The organism is Leptospira biflexa serovar Patoc strain 'Patoc 1 (Paris)' (genome assembly GCF_000017685.1).
Classification (GTDB): Bacteria; Spirochaetota; Leptospiria; order Leptospirales; family Leptospiraceae; genus Leptospira_A; species Leptospira_A biflexa.
Window position 1 is genome coordinate 112,462 of sequence record NC_010602.1, and the last position, 16,063, is coordinate 128,524.

The 16,063-nt window shown below is 38.4% G+C and carries 17 protein-coding genes; 7 read left to right on the forward strand and 10 right to left on the reverse strand.

All coding sequences use genetic code 11. The annotated features are described in order from the left end of the window. Window positions 1-17: 17 nt before the first annotated feature. Window positions 18-1,247 carry a DUF2804 domain-containing protein gene (locus LEPBI_RS00555; protein WP_012387147.1) on the forward strand — a complete coding sequence of 410 codons (1,230 nt, stop codon included), beginning with the start codon at window positions 18-20 and terminating at the stop codon, window positions 1,245-1,247. Between the two features lies 1 nt (window position 1,248). Here LEPBI_RS00555 and LEPBI_RS00560 read toward each other — a convergent pair whose 3' ends face one another. The 5 genes from LEPBI_RS00560 to LEPBI_RS00580 all read right to left on the reverse strand — a co-directional run bounded on the left by LEPBI_RS00560 (window position 1,249) and on the right by LEPBI_RS00580 (window position 6,862). Continuing rightward, window positions 1,249-2,448 carry an MFS transporter gene (locus LEPBI_RS00560; protein WP_012476063.1) on the reverse strand — a complete coding sequence of 400 codons (1,200 nt, stop codon included), beginning with the start codon at window positions 2,446-2,448 and terminating at the stop codon, window positions 1,249-1,251. Continuing rightward, window positions 2,445-4,238, reverse strand: a complete 1,794-nt coding sequence (locus tag LEPBI_RS00565) for a Vgb family protein (protein ID WP_012476064.1) — start codon at window positions 4,236-4,238, stop codon at window positions 2,445-2,447. The genes LEPBI_RS00560 and LEPBI_RS00565 overlap by 4 nt, the downstream gene beginning before the upstream one ends. Beyond that, the gene (locus tag LEPBI_RS00570; protein ID WP_012387150.1) at window positions 4,225-5,190 is read right to left on the reverse strand and encodes an NAD-dependent epimerase/dehydratase family protein; all 966 of its coding nucleotides are present in this window, start codon (window positions 5,188-5,190) and stop codon (window positions 4,225-4,227) included. The genes LEPBI_RS00565 and LEPBI_RS00570 overlap by 14 nt, the downstream gene beginning before the upstream one ends. A 1-nt stretch (window position 5,191) precedes the next feature. Then, entirely contained in the window at window positions 5,192-6,085 is an 894-nt protein-coding gene (locus LEPBI_RS00575) for a bile acid:sodium symporter family protein (RefSeq protein WP_012387151.1), read from the reverse strand. Window positions 6,086-6,442: 357 nt separating this feature from the next. Next, the gene (locus tag LEPBI_RS00580; protein WP_012387152.1) at window positions 6,443-6,862 is read right to left on the reverse strand and encodes a DUF3052 family protein; all 420 of its coding nucleotides are present in this window, start codon (window positions 6,860-6,862) and stop codon (window positions 6,443-6,445) included. A gap of 187 nt (window positions 6,863-7,049) precedes the next feature. Between LEPBI_RS00580 and LEPBI_RS00585 the strand changes: the two genes are divergently transcribed. Then, window positions 7,050-8,615, forward strand: a complete 1,566-nt coding sequence (locus LEPBI_RS00585; RefSeq protein ID WP_012387153.1) for a methyl-accepting chemotaxis protein — start codon at window positions 7,050-7,052, stop codon at window positions 8,613-8,615. Between the two features lies 1 nt (window position 8,616). On the opposite strand, the gene LEPBI_RS00590 is transcribed toward LEPBI_RS00585, so the two are convergent. Both LEPBI_RS00590 and LEPBI_RS00595 read right to left on the reverse strand, forming a co-directional pair. Beyond that, window positions 8,617-9,480, reverse strand: coding sequence for an alpha/beta hydrolase (locus tag LEPBI_RS00590; protein ID WP_041769551.1), 864 nt, complete (start codon window positions 9,478-9,480; stop codon window positions 8,617-8,619). Between the two features lie 47 nt (window positions 9,481-9,527). Continuing rightward, window positions 9,528-10,124: a TetR/AcrR family transcriptional regulator gene (locus tag LEPBI_RS00595; protein WP_012387155.1), complete on the reverse strand. Its 597-nt coding sequence runs from the start codon at window positions 10,122-10,124 to the stop codon at window positions 9,528-9,530. A 124-nt stretch (window positions 10,125-10,248) separates the two neighbouring features. On the opposite strand from LEPBI_RS00595, the gene LEPBI_RS00600 reads away from it, so the two are divergent. Continuing rightward, window positions 10,249-10,827, forward strand: coding sequence for an LURP-one-related family protein (locus tag LEPBI_RS00600; protein ID WP_041769553.1), 579 nt, complete (start codon window positions 10,249-10,251; stop codon window positions 10,825-10,827). Between the two features lie 136 nt (window positions 10,828-10,963). On the opposite strand, the gene LEPBI_RS00605 is transcribed toward LEPBI_RS00600, so the two are convergent. Together LEPBI_RS00605 and yiaA are read right to left on the reverse strand one after the other, a co-directional pair. Next, on the reverse strand, window positions 10,964-11,527 hold the full coding sequence (locus tag LEPBI_RS00605; RefSeq protein ID WP_012387157.1) for a dihydrofolate reductase family protein: 564 nt from the start codon (window positions 11,525-11,527) through the stop codon (window positions 10,964-10,966). A 48-nt stretch (window positions 11,528-11,575) separates the two neighbouring features. Further along, window positions 11,576-12,013: an inner membrane protein YiaA gene (gene yiaA, locus LEPBI_RS00610; RefSeq protein WP_012387158.1), complete on the reverse strand. Its 438-nt coding sequence runs from the start codon at window positions 12,011-12,013 to the stop codon at window positions 11,576-11,578. 126 nt (window positions 12,014-12,139) lie between these two features. Between yiaA and LEPBI_RS00615 the strand changes: the two genes are divergently transcribed. From LEPBI_RS00615 to LEPBI_RS00630, 3 genes are all read left to right on the forward strand, one after another. Further along, the gene (locus LEPBI_RS00615; protein WP_012476066.1) at window positions 12,140-12,616 is read left to right on the forward strand and encodes a GyrI-like domain-containing protein; all 477 of its coding nucleotides are present in this window, start codon (window positions 12,140-12,142) and stop codon (window positions 12,614-12,616) included. A gap of 368 nt (window positions 12,617-12,984) precedes the next feature. Then, window positions 12,985-13,644, forward strand: a complete 660-nt coding sequence (locus tag LEPBI_RS00625; protein WP_012387161.1) for a DUF1554 domain-containing protein — start codon at window positions 12,985-12,987, stop codon at window positions 13,642-13,644. A 73-nt stretch (window positions 13,645-13,717) separates the two neighbouring features. Next, complete coding sequence (locus tag LEPBI_RS00630; protein ID WP_012387162.1) at window positions 13,718-14,038, forward strand: hypothetical protein; 321 nt, start codon at window positions 13,718-13,720, stop codon at window positions 14,036-14,038. A gap of 50 nt (window positions 14,039-14,088) precedes the next feature. Here the strand turns inward: LEPBI_RS00630 and LEPBI_RS00635 are convergent, their stop codons facing one another. Next, window positions 14,089-14,844: an SDR family NAD(P)-dependent oxidoreductase gene (locus LEPBI_RS00635; protein WP_012387163.1), complete on the reverse strand. Its 756-nt coding sequence runs from the start codon at window positions 14,842-14,844 to the stop codon at window positions 14,089-14,091. A 267-nt stretch (window positions 14,845-15,111) separates the two neighbouring features. Between LEPBI_RS00635 and LEPBI_RS00640 the strand changes: the two genes are divergently transcribed. Further along, window positions 15,112-15,999 (forward strand): AraC family transcriptional regulator, encoded by an 888-nt coding sequence (locus tag LEPBI_RS00640; protein ID WP_012387164.1) that lies wholly within the window; start codon window positions 15,112-15,114, stop codon window positions 15,997-15,999. Window positions 16,000-16,063 lie beyond the last annotated feature (64 nt).

Below are 16,063 nucleotides of genomic sequence, written 5' to 3' on the forward strand. Positions count from 1 at the left end.
TATTTCTGGAGATTTCTATGTTTCAAAAACCATTTCAAAATTTGATAAGGATCGGAATTTTACTTTTGATGGCATTCCTATTCAATTGTTCCAACGATAATTTATTACCTGATCAAGTCATTGACCAACATGGAAAAACCATTCAAATGATTCCTGCACCGGATGTGAGTAAAACAATACAAAAAGAATTTACTTCTCCTGTTTCCTTATTGAAGCCAGATGGAACTTTGAATGTTACTGGTTGGTCAAGGTACCCAAACTTTCAAATCGATGAGTCGCTCATGAAAGTGGAACCAAAACGATACAAACGATGGGAACATTATACTTTCTATAATGAGGATTTTGGCGGTGCCATAACTATCACTGACATTGGAAACTTGGCAATGGGCAGTATCGAATTATTAGAATTCAAATCAGGAAAAACAATTTTTTCCAAAACGGAACTTGTGCGACCTGGTTCTATATTTTTTCCAACCAATACTACTGATCCAATTGAATTTACAAAAGGTAATCAATTCATCCGCATTCAAAAACAAAAGGGCAAACGAATCATTTCGTATTCGATTCAAGGCGATTCCGCAAATGATAAAATCGTTGGAAATTTCGAATTCATCGAAAAAGCAGATGAAGCACTCGCAATCATCACACCTTTTTCTGAATCTAATTTTTTCTATGAATACAAAATGCCAAGTTTGATTTGCAAAGGAACAATCGTTTACCAACAATCCATTTACGATTTTAAAGAAAATAGTTTTGCTGTATTGGATTGGGGAAGGGGGATTTGGCCAGAAAAAAATAAATGGCTTTGGGCGGCAGGTGCTGGAATGGTTGGGGGCGAACTCCTCAGTTTAAACTTAGGGTATGGATTTGGTGACCAATCAAATGCGACTGAAAATGGTATCGTATACAAAGGAAAAGTTCATAAGCTTGATAAAGTGATTTGGAAGTATGATGTCAAAGATTACAAAAAACCTTGGCAATTTGTGAGTAACGATGGTCGTTTGGAATTAAATTTTACTCCTGTTTATCTTTTATATTCTGACATTGATTTAATGGGTATGATCGGTTTTTTAAAACAATTGGTTCAGAATTTTTCTATATCTGAAATTTTTGAATTATTAAAAACAGAAGCCTATTTGAATAAAGCATTCGGTACATACAGTGGTTATGTGATATTAGACAATGGCACTAAATTAGAAGTCAAAAATCTATTTGGATTTGCAGAACAAATGTACCAACAGTGGTAAATCACATCGTATAATTTCGTAATGTTTTTAATCTGATTGTGGTCATCATCACAATCAGAGTTAAAATTATACCTGCGCTGATTACGGCTGTCGCAATCGATACTTTGACAAGAATGAGTCCTGAGAGTAGTCCTGCAAATGCAGGAACAACCTGACTTGTGATCGTATACAAACTCATTAACCTACCTCGGTATTCGGGACTCACCTCTGATTGTAAGATCGCGACAAGCAAACTAATACTGGCTCCAGCACCAAATCCACTTAAAAATAATAATCCAATCGAGATCCAAAAATGGGAGCTAATACCGATGCCAAGTAGGCCAAGACCACAAATGAATCCTGAAGTGAGTATCAATTTTCCATAGCCAAACGGTTTTGCTAATTTTAAAGAAGTACCACCACCAATAAGGAGAGCGAGTGCCAGTGCGCCTAAAAAGAACCCTCGTTCCATCTCTCCTAAATTTAAAACTCCTTTGGCATACCTTGGCATCATCACTTGCACAGGTCCCATTGAACAATAAATGACGATCGAAAAGAGGAGAGTTTGTTTGAGTAAGTTATGATTTTTAGCATACGATACTCCTCTAAGGATTCGATCCCATGCAGAAGAGGTTTTACCTTGTCCTTCTGTTTTGATTCCAATCAAAAGCCCCATCGCAATTAAAAACAAGAGAACGCCAGTTAAGTGGACCATCTTCCAAGACCCGATATTTTTGCAAAATGCTAAGATAGGAGGAGCTGACCCAAAACCTAACATCACTAAAACATTAAAAATAACGGCCATTTTTTTCTGTTTTTCTCCTGCAAGTCTTCCAAGAAGCGACATCCTTGCAGGCGCAAGTATGGACCAACCCACGCCAACAAAAAATGCACCAAGTAAAAACAGGGAAACGGAACTAATACCATCCAACTCTGAAGACAGATGCAAAAGTCCAAGTGCGATTAAAAAGGAAACATGGGCAAGTTGGGCTAAAATTTGTGGAGAATGCGAATCACACCATGCACCTGCAAACCATCCTAGAAACAAAGGAACACCAAAACATAACCCAAATCCGATTCCTGCCAATGCATCTTGGTTCCATACATCCTGTGCATATAAAATCACACTATAGTTTGTTAGGTGACCTGCTAAAAATCCTAAAAAGGAAGCAGTCAGAAATCGAAACATCTGTCCCTTATTGTAAACATTTGATTGGTTCATTTTGATTGTGTGACTTCCATTAACGTTGGTTGGCCGTCTTCAATGTGCCAACTTGGGAAGGCTCCATTTGAGGAATAAGCCTTTCCATCGAGAGAAAATTCAATATCACGTGTAAAGGTAACTTTACGACTCATTGGATACACTTTCCATGTTTCTGTATTGATATCCATCGCCATTAGATTGTCAGACGAAGTACCAGTGACCCAAACAAGATTTGATTTGCGGTCTACATTCAATGAGTATGGTGTTTCCACTCCATCAATGGCAGTGGGAAGTGGGTAAAGTTTAAACTTTCCATCTTCAGGAGTGTACCTCGCAATGGAACCTTCTGGAAATACAGATATCCAAACATGATTGTTTCGATCGACGCGGAGTCTACGTGGGCCTTGGAAAGGAGTTGTGATCAATTGGAACGAATCATCTTTTGGATCAATCACACCAATTGTATCCGCATGCAATCGGGTAAACCAAACTTTTCCATTCGGGGCAACATCAATCCCATAAGGAAGTGGCATTCCACTCACTCGTTCATCTACAGGCAATAAATGCATTGGGAAACCCCAGTTCATCAGTTTGATGATGAATCCACTGATCCATAAACTAAAACTTTCTTTTTTGGTTCGCGCGGGTAAATCATAATAATGAAATGTGTTATTTGTGCGATCAAACATCCCCACTTGATTGGAAAGAGCCAAGGTAAACCATACACGATCTTTTTCATCAATGCGGATGGTATGAGGATACAATCCATTTTGAAACATATGGTCTTTAAATTTTTTTGTAAAAGGATCAAACTCTGTAATGCGCTTTTGTAATGATGGTGTGATGAATATATGACCATCAATCGGTGATTCGGCAAGTGAATGTAACCCAACATAGGTTTCATGTTTTTGAAAGGAACGTAACCTACCTGGCAATAGTCCACCCAATTCATCTTCTGGTTGTTTGGGAACTTTATAAACTACCGTTTTACCAGTGTTAGGATTAATCTCCCAAAGTCTGTCTTGGATATTATCGCCGACATAGACCAATCCAGTTTTCTTATGAAATAATAGATCATGCATTTGGGAAAAACTATCTCCCATAGGCCATTCTCGAATCACAGCTCCATACAATTCTTTTCCCCAAGTTCGACCAGGTTTGACTCGTTCCGGGTGTTTGAGCAAATCAACATACGCATTTGCTAAAATACCCGGTAGTTTTTTCTTTGCTTTCCCGTGAGGCCTTGCTCCATATCCCATCATTCGGTTGATGATCTCTTCCCAGTCTCCCTCCGTGAAGGCACGTCTCATAAAAAAACTTCCTTGTTGGTGGCAAAAACCACACTGTTCCAAATAGGTTTTTCGAAGATCCTTATCTTCACCAAACTCAAGTGCGGCGACCCAACTATTTGATGGATACTGCCCTACCAATTGATTGGGATCAGTTATTTTCTCCATACGAAAAGAAACAGAACTACCATTGGAATATGACCTTAGATTCAGATCTTTATATCCAATTTTGCGAAGTCGAATGATTACCTGTGGAGCATAAGGAAACGGGATATTGACTTTCCCATTGGGACTTGTGAACATGGTCACTTCTGGTGTGATGAAAAATTCTAATCCTTCGGGAGGGTAACCATGGTCATCACGAGGTGGGACTTGTGGTTTTTCTGCTTTGATGGTTACCATCACGAGGTCCAAACTTTTACCCGTAATATCTTTTACATCCACTTGAATGGCAGATAACGAAGCATAGGTGCAAAAATAACTAAAAAATAAAACAAAAACAAATTTAGATTTCAACATAGGGAACTCCTTTGGCATTTAAGTAAGCAATGAATGTTTCTTTGGAAGTGTACTTGGGAATGTAACCAAACACGGATTTGAGTTGGTGGTTGGATAACACAGGCCTATAACGTAAAAAATCGATTTGGTCAGGTCCATATTGTGTCAATCGAAGGAGCCGAAGTACCCAAAGGATTGATTGTAAGAATAATGATGGGATAGGCACATAAGGTTTTCGGATCATCTGACTGATCTCCTTCAAACTAAGTGCTCCATCTCCCGCCAGGTTAAAAATTCCTTCTTTCTTTTCGGATATACCTTTTGCAATGATCGCAATCACGTCTTCGTCCCAAATGAATACAAAAGGACTTTTGTGTCCAAGAATTCCCATCACAAACGGTTTTTGGAACATATCAGTGATTAGGTTGTTCACAGTTTTTCCTAAAATCGTACCTGGGCGTAAGATCAATTGTTTGAGCTCTGGGAAAACGGTTCTATATTCGGCGAGTAATTCCTCTACTTCTCGTTTGTGCTTCGAATAAACAAAGGCAGAGTGGCCTCGAATCGGATCTGTTTCTTCGATCCATTCTTTATTTTCTTTATGATAGCCATAAGCAGCTCCCGAACTTGTGATTATGACTTGTTCCGTTTTAGAATAAACAGCACCATCTAACACGTTTTTGGTGCCATGAACATCAATTTTCCATTGGATTTCTTCACTCATTCCGGGTGGAGGATTCAGGATGGATGCTAAATGAACAATGGAATTTGGTTTCCATGATTGGATCAAATCGATGACCGCATTTCGGTCACTGATATCTAGAATTTGAAATTCAAACTGAGGAGATTTCAGCTCCACATTCATCGGTTTGATGTCCGTTGCCAAGATGGACCAATCGGGATGGATTTCTAATAAAGATTGGATGAGTGTGGATCCAATGTAACCTGCACCACCAGTGACTAAAACTTTCAAATTAATTTCCTTCTACTGGTGGGTGATTTTTCCAATACATCACCAAGATCAATCCAGAAATGATATGCCAAATCCCCCAAAAAGCAGCCACCAAAGCCATGTTTGGTTCCGCTTGAAACTGAGTGAGTATGAGTCCTAAAGCAAGTCCTGAGTTCTGCATTCCAACTTCAATTGTGATGGCACGTTTGTTTGATTCATTTTGTCGAAACAATCGGGCGATTAAATTTCCGATGATTAAAGCAATTAAATTATGAAAAACAACAATGATAAAAACAAATCCAAGATTCTCCAAAAAGATTTTCCAATTGCCACCAACGGCCACAATGAGAAAAACCAAAAAAGCAAATGAAGAAATTCTTTTAAAAAATGGAGTGATTTTATGAGCAAATTTGGTGAAAAAATTTCCAAGAATCATTCCGAGGAGAAGGGGAACGAGAAGTAAAACGATCATACTTTTGATGATCATCAAACTATCAATTCGTAATTCTCCTGATCCAGAGATCATCGCATGAGTGACTGGGTTTAAATTTGCCGTTAATGTAAAGTTAAGCGGTAACGTAATGATCGCAAATAAACTAGATACGGCTGTCATACTGACGGAGAGGGCAGTATTCCCTTTACCTAAATGTGTGATGATATTGGATAAGTTTCCACCAGGGCTTGCCGCAACTAATAACATCCCTAGTTCGATCCCTGCAGGAAGGTCTAACATGAGTGTGATGAGTAAAGTCATCCAAGGTAAAATAATCACTTGCCCAATGAGCCCAGACATTGCAGCAACAGGTCTTTGTAAGACGGCCTTAAACGCAATGAAACGAAGTTCCAATGCCACACCAAAAATCATCAGTGCCAACACCAAACCTAATACGATCTGATAATCATTGTTATAATTCATTATTAATTCTTCCTACAGTATCATGATAACCAAACATAAACCAGTTGTCTCGTGAATGATTGTTCATCGGAGTTATATTCTATGAAGGAAAGAAGAGATTCTATCTTTTTTTGTGATCGTAAGGGACCATTCCGAAGTTATTTCTGAACAGTTTGTTTTTATTTGGGGCGGATCCGCTTCTCGCGGACCGGGCTTTCCGTTCCAATCTTTCCTATCGGAAAGGATTTCCACTACAATCCCTTCCGCTTGTCGATTCAGACTCGATCGAATATGTATGGAACTGATTCCAAGAGTATTGATTTGAACTGAATTGAATTGAATTGAATTGAATTGAATTGAATTGAATCTAGATCCAACTCATCGATTGGATTTACGAATCACTAATTTGAGTCCAGACCAAATCTCATCAATGGCACAAACTTTAATGTCGACTAAACCTAATTCTAAAGCAAACTCACGGATCAAATTTTCGTTTAAGCCTGTAGGAACCTTTGAAGATTTTTTTGGCCACGAAACCCAAATCATTCCATTTCCCTTTAGATAAGGAATGAGAGTTGGCAATATGGTTTTGTATTCAGAGATTTGTTTGGTGAAAAAATGAATACAATCCAATTCCTTTTGTAATGATTTCACAATCCTTATGTTTCCAGGCATCTCTCCCCATTCCTTCAGATTTTGATCCTTCGGTAAATGGAGAAACAATAGAATCATATTTTCCTTAAATCCTAATTTTTGAATGACCGACTTTCCTGAGTAACCAACTTGTTGTGTTTTCATTCTAATAGGGATCCTTGGGGAAATTATGTAGGGTTTCATTCGAGAAGGACAAAATCCGATTCTTTGCTAAAAATTTCAAACTCGACAGTAAGAATCATTCGTTTTTTTTAGTAGACTATTGTTGGTCACTGAGAAATTTCTCATGACTGTCTTTTGGTTGAGTTAGTAGGAAATTTGAGGGTATAGAGTGTTAACAATCGCAGATCTTTGGAAACAAGGCAAAATCATCATCAACCGAATTCGATTCGGATTAGTTTTATTATTCCTACTTGCGATGATTGGCGCTAAAGACGAATTCCAACCTAAAATGTTCCTCATTCATATGATAGGGACAGGCACAATGGGATTTTATTGTGCAATTGCATACGTTCTCGAAAGAAAAACAAACCCACCCACTTGGTTTCACAAAATCCTCATCCTCATGGATACTCTTGTTCTCTCACTTACCATCATCTTGGATTGTTCCTTAAGTTTGCAAGAAGCGGAAGCGGCACTTGCCAACGCGGTTGTGTACTTTATCTTTTTCTTTAATGCAATCTATTCTGGGTTCTTAGGAGATCGTAAATTTGTTTTAATCAACTCATTTTTAGGATCCACATTAAGTGCAATTGCTTTGATCGTTGCTGTCAATATTGGTGGAGTCCAACTTTCCGTTGATCCTGAACAATCAAGACAGATCGGTTATGTTGGACTTGCTGGTGAAGTGATGAAACCAATATTTATCATGATCGCGGGATACATTGTAAGTTTACTTGTCCAGCTACTAACAAAGATTAGTTCACTTGCAGAAATCAAAGCAGACGAAGCAGAAGTTCTCTTAAATCAAACCAAAGAACGAAGTAAAGTTTCCGCAAACGCCGCCATCAAACTAGAAGGTTCCATCAGCAATTTTAGTAAATTTGTATCTGACACATCTGTAAAATTGGAATCACAAGCTGCTTCCTTAGAAGAAATCACTGCAGTCATTTCTGAACTATCTAGTTCTTTCGAATCCAATGGTGCCTCAATAGAAGAACAAAACAACAAAGTACAAAATATGGTCGCCGATACTGTGGAACTAAAGGAAACCGTTGATCAAATTTTGATCCAAAGTGAACAATTGGTGGAAATTGCAGAGATCAATAAAAAAGAAAGTATGTCAGTCACAGAAGTAGCAGACCAAACGGCATCCCATTTGGAATCCATCCAAGCATCTTTTGATCAAGTGAACGAAATCAATAACATTGTCGCAGAGATTGGCGAAAAGACCAACTTACTTGCATTAAATGCTTCGATTGAAGCCGCTCGTGCTGGAGATGTTGGGAAAGGATTCGCTGTTGTCGCCAATGAAGTGAGTAAACTAGCAGAATTTACAAAAAATAACGTAAAAAGAATTTCAACTGTTGTCAAAAGTTCAAAAGAAATTATCACCAATGCTCGGAATGCCTCCAAGAATACGGGTGAATTAGCAAAATCACAAATCGATAGACTGAATCAAACATTGGTCCAAATCCAAAATATGAACCAACTTTATATCGAACAAAGAAATACACTATCGTCCATTCTTACGGAACTTTCGCAAATCCGTGAATTATCGAATCAAATTGCCGGATCTACAAAAGAACAGTTGTTAGGTCAGAAAGAAGCATCCAAAGGGATCATCCAACTGGAAATGGAAGTCAATGAAATTAGTCGTGCTTCCAAAGACTTAGAAGAACACATCCAAATGATCAAAGACGAATCAAATAAACTGGCATCAATGAGCCAGAGTTAATTCAATCCCCTGCTTTCAGAAATTGAATGATCTCATCTTTGACACTCTCGGTTCGCAAGATCATTTTGTGGCCGAGGCCTTTTGTTTGCACTAGCTTAGAATGTTTCCATGCGTTCGAAACTGCAATCCCCATTTCCAATGGAATTTCCAAATCATCTTCATCGTGAATCACAAGGAGGGAATTGTGAAATTTTGGTCCCGATTTTCCTAAATCCAAACTACTCAGTGGTTTTTTCACTTTTCTTTCAATTAATAATCGCATCGACTCACTTTCTTCTTCACTCAGTTGGTAATACTCACTGAAATTTTCTCTAAGAATTTCCAATCGTAAGGGAGGGGCAATATAAACCAACTTCTCTGCAACAACACCTAATTCCTGTGCCACGGTTGATACTGCCGCTCCAAAAGAATGTGTGATGATATAATTTGGATTTCCAATGTCTTGGATGAGACGCCTCACCATCTTAGCAGACAATACAATATTGGAATACCTTCCTGAGGAAAATCCATGTCCCGGTAAATCAATGCCAAAAACATTATAACCTTCCGCGATGAGAGCGGGGATGATCCTTGAAAAATTTCCAGTATGTCCATTCCATCCATGTACAAGTAGGATCGTTTCTTTTTCTCCCTTCCAATGAAAGTATTGGATCCGGTGTTCCCTTTCTTGGAATTCTTTTTGTTCTGCAAGTGCCAAAACATCCATTTCCTTTCTGGAAGGTTTTTGCTTTTGGGTGGATAAGAAAACTTGAGCGGCCACATAACCAAAAAACATTGGTTTTTTTCTGGCAAATTCCCATTTTTCTTCCATCGTGATTGGATACGTTCTGTTAAAAGAACGAACGATCGTGCTATTTGATTCCATAGTAAAACCCTCTTTGTTTGATAAACATATTCTCATCTAACCTAATTTCAAAAATCGTATTTATGCCGTTTGATTAATTCGTTAAAACTTTGTTTGGTTCTTTTTTCAGAGTTTTTATCTTCTAATAGTCGATTGTAAAAATGAAAACCTAAAATAAGCCCCCAAATCTCTTGCACCATTTTATCGACATTTGTATTGGCATCTAACTCTAAACAGTCTTTCGCATCCTGGACAAATTGTTTTAATGTATTTTGCCAGGAGAGTTGGGTTTTTTTCAAATGGTCCCTGACAACTCCTGGACGATCGTCAAACTCCGAACTGGATGCCAAAAACAAACAACCACCAGGGAGACTTTCTGTGTTTGCCCAAGACAACCACATTTGGAATGCCATTTTGAGCCTAGCGAGTCCCGGTTTGGTTTTGAGAGCCGGATACACAACATTCCTTCGAAAGAGTTCACTTCCAACCCGAAGGACTTCGATTTGAAGGTTTTCTTTGGATGCGAATTTTGCAAAGAGACCACTTTTAGACATCCCTAATTCATCGGCAAGAGATCCAATGGTAAGCCCTTCCAAACCTTGGACACTTGCCATTTGGACTGCTTTGTCTAAAATCAGAGATTTTGTGTCCTCACCTTTGCCCATAAATAAAAGTACGATCGTTCGTTTAAATTTGTAAAGTATTTTTTTTTAACCTTTGGCCTCAATTCCATCTTTTTCAAATATTTTTTGACTTGAGTTTGGTGGGGTTTTGTTACAATCGTGCCCAATGCAACAGTACACATTTAACAAATATTTTGCTAAAAAAAGTTTTTTAAAAATTTTTGGCGGTGAAATTCGAATCTTTGATGAGAGTAAAAATAAACTTCTATTTTTTGTGAAACAAAAAGCCTTTAAGTTAAAAGAAGACATTACCGTTTATGCAGATGAATCCAAATCAAAAGAACTCTTAAAAATCAAAGCACGGAGTGTCATCGATTTTTCTGCCATCTATGATGTGGTGGATGTGACAACGAATGAGACACTTGGTTCCCTTCGTAGAAAAGGTTTTAAATCCATACTCAAAGATTCTTGGGAAATCCTAGATGTTAAAGATCAAGTGGTGGGTTCCATCGATGAAGATAGTATGTTCAAAGCAATTCTTCGCCGGTTTTTAACCAATTTAATCCCTCAAAAATTCTTCATTACATTCAACAAAAATCAAGTTGGCGTTTTGCAACAAACATTCAATCCATTTGTCCCTCAATTCAATATTGATTTTTCTTCTGATCCCTCCAATTCTCTTGATCGAAGGATGGGCATTGCGAGTGTGATTTTGTTACAAATCATTGAAGGAAGACAACAATAGGTTTAGGATTTGAACCATAGTAAACCAGACCTCCTAAAGGTTGTAATGGTTTATTCACCTGCCATCGTTAGATGGTAGGGATCAAAATCTTCTGCGGAATACATTCAGGTTTTATCGAGGGAGGGGATACTCGGATTTACTTTTTTTCTTGAGGTAGATAGGTTAGGAGTGCACCACCTGTCGAAAGGGGTTTTGATTCGATGAGTGTTAACTCTTGGTTTGGAATTCCTTCTAAAAACAATCGCCTTCCTTTTCCCAAAAAAACAGGAGCTATACAGAGACGGTATTCATCAAATAAACCTGCCTTCATGAACGAAGCTGAAAGGATCCCACTTCCAAACACATACAAATCTCCATTCCCTTCCTGTTTCAATTTAGAAACTTCACCGACTGCATCTTTTACAATGGTGGTATTGTTCCAGTCGGCGTTTTTGAGAGTGGTAGAACAGGCAAGTTTTGGAATTTGATTCATGTACTTCGCGACTTCCCCCTCATCCTCTGGTGCTTTGGTCCAATAAACAGCCATACCTTTGTAAGTTGTAGCACCAAATACCAAATAGTCGGCAGATTTAAGTTGTCTCAGACTGAACTCTTCCAGTTCTTTACCCCAGACAAGTCCATGAAAACTTAAGTCCCAGTTTGTTTGGCCTTCAAAGTATCCATCCAAAGTGATCACATTCCACATGATTAATTTTCTCATGGTTTTTCCTCTGTATTTGATTTTCCCAGTGAATGGACGTTCTGAAGATTAGTTTGGTTTTTTAGGAGATAATTCTGGTTTGATATCTCCTTCTGCCATTCGTAAATCACGGACATTTTTTTGGACAGCAACCGCTGCAAATAAACTTAAAACAAATGAAATTCCAAAGAATCCTTTTTCACTCAAGTTTAAAGTGGCATTCCATAACCCTATGAATAACAATAACAAGGTTAAGGCGACTGAAAACCAACAAAGACCGATGTAGATGTTTGTGACAAATAGTCCTTCTAATTGGTCCCTTACTGTTTTTTGTAAGGAAACGGCTGAAAACAATCCATACATTAAGATGGTGATGTAAAATCCTTTTTCGTTTAACATCATATCCGAATTCCAAATTCCAATGATGAAAGTGAACATTCCGATGAGAAGAGATAACCAAGAAGCTCCAATGAATGCTGCTGAGGGTTTTTGCGGTTGTGCGATCATTTCAGAAGTAGTAAGTATTATTTTAGATTCGTCAAGAATTTTGTATCACGATATTGAGTCTTTCTTTTGGATCATGTCACTTCTGATCATGATTGATTCAAAATACGAGTCTTGGAAACTTTGGTTATGGAATTTAACATCATCACATTGGAAAAAAAATGGATCATAGGAAAATCGGTGGAGATGTCATTGGTGGCAAATCAGACTCCCGATTTATGGAAATCGTTTTTACCAAATATCCAAGTCATACAAAATCGGACATCCCAGGAGTTTATATCAGCTTCAGTTTATCCGTTGGATTACTTTCAGCAATTTGATCCCAAATGCAAATTTCAAAAATGGGCGGGAGTGGAAGTGTCAGCTGTTACCAATGTCGATGGCTTCAACCAATTGGAGATTCCAAGTGGATTGTATAGTGTATTTCTCTACAAAGGATTGCCTAGTGAAGCAGGTGCTTTTTACCAGAATCTATTTATGAACTGGTTACCAAACTCAGGATACCAATTAGACAATCGTCCCCATTTTGAAGTGATGGGTGAACGGTATCGAAATGATGATCCAAGTTCTGAAGAGTTGGTATACATACCAATTAAACCGCGTTAAGGATACGGAGGGCTTGGTCACCTGCCCATGTTAGAGGGAAGGTGACGGGAGCGTGAGCGCACCCCGAAGTAGCCTGGCCCTTTTGGAAACCAATTTTGAAAGTGGATGGGATTGGGAACGCCAAAATCCGATTCTCTTTTTGAATCGAAACCAATGACTTAAGGAATTGATCATCAAACATTAAATGTCCACATAACATTACATAAATGATGAACAGTGATCATCTGAAATTTGCAGACGAGTGTCCACTTTCTTCTTTGGTTACATTCAAACTTTGTTTTCATTCCAAATTTTGAATTTACTAAAAATGATTCAGTACCAGCTGATTTATTGGTTGCTATGGATGCATAAGGGTTTATCATTCATGAATGCGTTTTCTGTTCTTTGCATTCGTTTTCCTTTGTTTCCAATGCTCACCTTCTGAACTCAATAATCCAAGTGATTTTAAATCCGACTCTTTCCGTGAAAGCGAAACGATCCTTTGCCTCACAGGGCAAACCTCTGCTTGCCAATTGGCGATTCCAGTTTGTACCACTTGTCGGTTTTTTTCCACAAGCATCGCCTATAATGGGAACCGAGGGGGGATTGTGGGAGCGGATGCCAAATGTATGAGTGATTCGAAAAAACCTACGGAGCCAGCAAGAGCCGTTTTCAAAGCATTCCTTGTGGATGATGTGAACCGGATTGCTTGTACGACATCGAATTGTAGTGGTGGCGTATCAGAACATACGGATTGGATTTTAAAGCCAAATACAACTTATAAAAGGGCAGTGGATGGAGTTACCATAGTGACTACGAATGGTGAGGGAATCTTTTCTACCCAACCAGGTGATGCAGAAGTTTCAACTGTTAATAATATCTTAACTGGATTCTTTGCAAGTGGTTGGACCACTCGTTCCAGTGGGCACTGTAGTCGATGGTCAGATGATTCAGTCGCAATCACGGGTCATTCTTCGAGTAATAATTTGTTTACCACTGGTGGTGGAGGTTGCAATATTTCTTCCGTCATCCTGTGTGTGGAACAGTAAAATCAGTTTTGTATTTCTTTTTTTAATTCTATTTTGTCTAACTTGGATTCTTTGTTTTATCCCCCAAATTCGAGTGTATCTTCCCAAGGGAAAACTTGTTACACTTCGTATTTTATATACAGAAGGAGCTAGTTTTCTCTGTTTTTGTTTTTTAAGTTGTTCTTATATCGATTACAAAAATAGAAAATACTGGCAAGGAATCGCCATACACGAGTTTGTTCATCAACGCCAACAAAGGTTGTATTCTCCTTTTGTCTTTGGAATTCTTTATTTTGGAGAATGGATGTTTCGAAAGATGTATGACAAACAAAGTTGGGGTGATGCCTATCGAAATCTTCGTTGGGAAAAAGAAGCAGAAGTGGCGCGCCGAGAGTTTGAAGAAAATATTTCTTAACAAATTTGCCCTCTATCACAATAGAGGGCAGTTATATTTTTTATCGAATCTTATAACAAATGTCCTCCTGACACTTCAATGTCTTGGGCTGTCATCCATCCAAAGTCATCAGAGAGTATATTTACGATCACCTTACCAATATCTTCTGGTAAACCAATACGACCAAAAGCAGTTTGGTCGACCAAAGGTTTGATGAATTCTGGGTATTTATCAAACGCTCCATCTCCAAAATTACTATGAGTTGGGCCAGGGGAAACAGCATTCACTCGAATTTTACGAGGTGCTAGCTCATTGGCAAGATAACGTGTCCATGAAGACAGCGCTGCTTTGAGGGATCCATAAATGGAATAACCCACAAAGGCTTTGGAACTGGAGGAACTGGAAGTGTTGACGATGGCACCATTATCTTCCATCAGAGTTACCAATTTTTGTGATAAGAAGATTGGGCCTTTGTAGTTGGTATTTAAAATTTGTTCAAAATACTCTTCCGTTAATTCAGTGAAAAGCATTGGACCACCAATTCCACCGTTATTCACTAAGTAATCAAAGCTTGATCGATTCCAAATTGTAGCGAGTTTGTTTTTGACTTCAGAGACAAAAGGTTCAAACGTTTCTTTTTTTGTGAGATCCAACTTCAGAGCGACTGCACGAACCCCTTTATTCTTTTCGATTTCATTCACAACTTTTTCTGCCCGGTCTTTGTAAGTATTGTAAGTGAGGATCACACCGATCCCTCGTTTGCCTAACTCCAGAGCCGTTGCTTTCCCAATACCATTGCTTCCACCTGTGATGATAGCTACTTTCATAAAATTCTCCTTGGACACTTGAGTGGCAGATGAATCGTCTTTTGAATCCAAACGAATGTTAGTTTTTTTACAAAAGTCGGTTCTTACCGTTTAAGTGACGTTAAAAAAAAATTTAACAGATTTACCTGTTTAGCACAAGATCCGATCTTACTTAATAATTGCCTAAAACTACCACATTGTATTTTTTTGATAATAAAATCGTTATAAAAAATGCATTTATTCTTTTTTTAAAGTGCTTAAAAGTATTATTTATGTTATCCTGGGAATATGCAAAAGTTGGTGAATGAGATCGCTGAATTATGTTGTAGTGCGACCACCAAACCTACATTAACGGGAATCCCACGTGTGTTAATGATCCAAGGTGAAGTTCCGGAACACCAACTTGCTGCTGTTTATGAACCTTTAGTTGGTCTTGTTGTCCAAGGTGGCAAAACGATTTCAATTGGCAGACAAATGGTTCCTATGGAAGGTCCATCTTATTTTGTGATCCCAACAGAAATGCCAGCCACTGGTTCTGTAAGACAGGCAAAGAATGGTCGTCCCTATTTATCTGTAGCACTCCAATTGGATCAAAAAGTGTTACTCGATTTGTTAAAAGATACACCAAACACAGTTGCTTTTAAAAATGATACGGATGAGTTTTCTGCCTGTCCGGCTACTCCAGAATTTTTGGAGGTTTGGTTACGAATGTTACGGTTGATGAAAACGCCAGAACACATTGCCGCATTAGCACCAGCTTATGAAAGGGAAATTTTATACCATGTATTGATTGGCCCAGAAGGATGGCGTCTTCGGCAATTGTTTCAATCCCACCAAAAAGGTTCGAGCATTCACCAATCGATCCAGTGGGTGAGACAACACTTTACTCATTCTTTTGAAATAGAGGATCTTGCAAACAAAGCTTGTATGGGAATCACTACGTTTCATCGACAATTCAAATCCATTACCGGACTTAGTCCCATCCAATTCCAAAAACAGCTAAGACTTCTCGAAGCACGCAAACTTCTAACTTATAGTGGTTATTCCGTCACCGATGCAGCGTTAGATGTTGGTTATGAAAGTACCTCACAATTCAACCGCGAATACACTCGGTTTTTTGGTGCCTCTCCTGCACGTGACACAAAAAGATTAAAAAATGATTCTAATTTCCATTGAAAATGGAAAAAATAAGTACAAATTCGCATCAAAAAGATTGAAGAAAAGTTATCGTTTCGTATGG